Origin of the sequence: Streptomyces sp. NPDC006430 (assembly GCF_040612395.1) — a bacterium.
In the GTDB taxonomy this organism is placed as follows: Bacteria; Actinomycetota; Actinomycetes; order Streptomycetales; family Streptomycetaceae; genus Streptomyces.
Genome location: NZ_JBEXQA010000096.1, coordinates 1 through 2,395 on the forward strand (window position 1 = coordinate 1; position 2,395 = coordinate 2,395).

At 72.0% G+C, this 2,395-nt stretch carries 2 protein-coding genes; both read right to left on the reverse strand.

The window, feature by feature from the left end; genetic code table 11:
- Nucleotides 1-1,535 (reverse strand): beta-ketoacyl synthase N-terminal-like domain-containing protein (locus ABZZ20_RS36715; protein ID WP_356877376.1); only part of this gene is annotated, 1,535 nt, incomplete at its 3' end.
- Nucleotides 1,532-2,395, reverse strand: an 864-nt coding sequence (locus tag ABZZ20_RS36720) for a beta-ketoacyl reductase (RefSeq protein ID WP_356877378.1), incomplete at its 5' end; no start/stop codon positions are given. The genes ABZZ20_RS36720 and ABZZ20_RS36715, both read right to left, overlap by 4 nt.

Genomic DNA, 2,395 nt, shown 5'->3' on the forward strand with positions numbered 1-2,395 from the left:
GCCACCGACACCTCGGAACGACCCTCCAGCCAGTCCGCCCAACGACCCGCCTGCTCCCGCAGCGCAACCTCGTCACGACCGGACACGACCACCGGGTACGACGATGCGGTGACCTCCGTCGCCGACGCCGGGGCAGCGGCCGGGGGCTCCTCGATGACCACGTGGGCATTCGTACCGCTCAGACCGAAGGAGGAGACGCCCGCGCGGCGCGGACGCGACAGGTCCCGCTCCCACGGCCGGGCTTCGTTCAACAGTTCCAGTCCGCTGCGTTCCCACTCGATGTGCGGGGTCGGCTCCTCGGCGTGCAGGGTCTTCGGAAGCACCCCGTGCTCCAGCGCCAGCACCATCTTGATCACGCCGATCACACCGGCGGCGGCCTGCGCGTGCCCGATGTTCGACTTCGACGAACCGAGCCAGACCGGCCGGCCGGGCTCCCGAACGGGGCCGAAGACCTCCGCCAGCGCGCCCGCCTCGATCGGGTCGCCCAGCGGGGTGCCGGTGCCGTGCGCCTCGACGGCGTCGATGTCGGCGGGGGTCAGCCGGGCCGCTTCCAGGGCGTCGTGGATGACCCGCTGCTGGGACGGCCCGTTCGGCGCGGTCAGACCCTGGCTGCGACCGTCCTGGTTGACCGCCGAACCGCGGATCACGGCCAGGATCGGATCGCCGTCGCGCTGGGCGGCCGACAGCCGCTTCAAGAGGATCACGCCCGCGCCCTCGGCCCAACCGGCGCCGTCGGCGCCGGCCGAGAACGACTTGCAGCGGCCGTCCGCGGCCATGCCCTTCAGACGGGAGAACTCCACGAACAGCGCAGGGGTGCTCATGACGGTGACGCCGCCCGCGAGGGCGAGTTCGCACTCCCCCTGGCGCAGGGCGGTGGCCGCGAGGTGGATCGAGACGAGGGAGGAGGAGCAGGCCGTGTCCACGGTGACGGCGGGCCCCTGGAGGCCCAGGGTGTAGGAGACGCGGCCCGAGACGACGCTGCTCGCATTGCCGGTGCTGACGTATCCGTCGAGGGCGTTGAGGTCGTGGCCCTGCTGGTTGCCGTAGTCGGAACTCATCGTGCCGAGGTAGACGCCGGTACGGCTCTCGGTGAGCGAGTCCGGACGGATGCCGGCCCGCTCCAGGGCCTCCCAGGCGGTCTCCAGGACGAGCCGCTGCTGCGGGTCCATCGAGAGGGCCTCGCGCGGCGAGATCCCGAAGAAGGCCGCGTCGAAGCCCTCGGCCCCGTCGATGAAGCCGCCTTCGCGGGCGTAGCTCTTGCCCACGGCCTCCGGGTCCGGATCGTAGACACCGAGGCTGTCCCAGCGCGAGGGCAGGCCGCCCACGGCGTCGCCCCCGGAGGCGAGCAGCTCCCAGAAGCCCTCCGGGGTGTCGATACCACCCGGCAGCCGGCACGCCATCGACACGACGGCGATCGGTTCGGTGCGGGCGGCCCGCTCGGCGTTGAGTTCCTTCTCGGTCTCGACGAGCGCGTTCGCAGTGCGCCGCAGGTACGCCTCGAGCTTTTCCAACTTCTCGACTTCGGACGCGCTCATTCGCTCACTCCAAGCTTGCGATCCAGGAACTGCAGGAGGTCATCGGTGCTGTCGCCGCCGAGCTCGACTTCGGGCTCGGCTTCCTTCGCATCGGCCGCGCTGGACGCGCCGGCCGCCGCCGAGGCCTTGGCCAGGCCGTCGCGCAGTGCCAGCAGCCCGGCGGCCAGGCCCGGCTCCTCTAGTTGTTTCGGTGTCGCGGAACGCAGGAGTTCCACGAGGCTGTCGATCTGGTTCTTGCTCACGCGCCGTCCGGGCCGTGCCGGTCCGCCGGCTGCCACGGCCAGCTTGTCGAGGAGCAGGCCGGCGATGGCGGTGGGCGTCGGGTAGTCGAAGGCGAGCGTGGACGGCAGCGAGGTGCCCGTTTCGGCGGACAGCCGCCGGCGTAGCTCGACGGCCATGAGGGAGTCCATGCCGAGTTCCTTGAGGACCTGTTGGGCGCCGATGCCATGGGCGCCGGTGACCCCGAGGACCAGGGCGGCTTCGCGCTGTACCAACTGGGTCAGCCACGGCAGGCGCTCGGTCTCCGCCAGAGCGGTCAGCTGCTCCTGGAGTCCGCTCGCCCCGGTCGAGGCCTCGCCGCCCGCCCGCCTGCGGGGTGCGCGCAGCAGCCCGCGCAGCAGGGCGGCCACGTCGCCGCCGTTGTCCAGCTCGCGTTGCAGCGGTGTGAGGTGGAGGCGTACGGGGACCAGGTGGGCGTGTGCGGAACCGAGAGCTGCGTCGAGGGCGGCCAGGCCCTGCGCTTCGCTGAGTGCGGCGACGCCCTGGCGACGCATGCGGGCGAGTTCGGCTTGGCCGAGGGTGGCGGTCAGACCGTGTCCGGCCTGCTGCCACAAACCCCACGACAGACTCGTCCCCGCCAA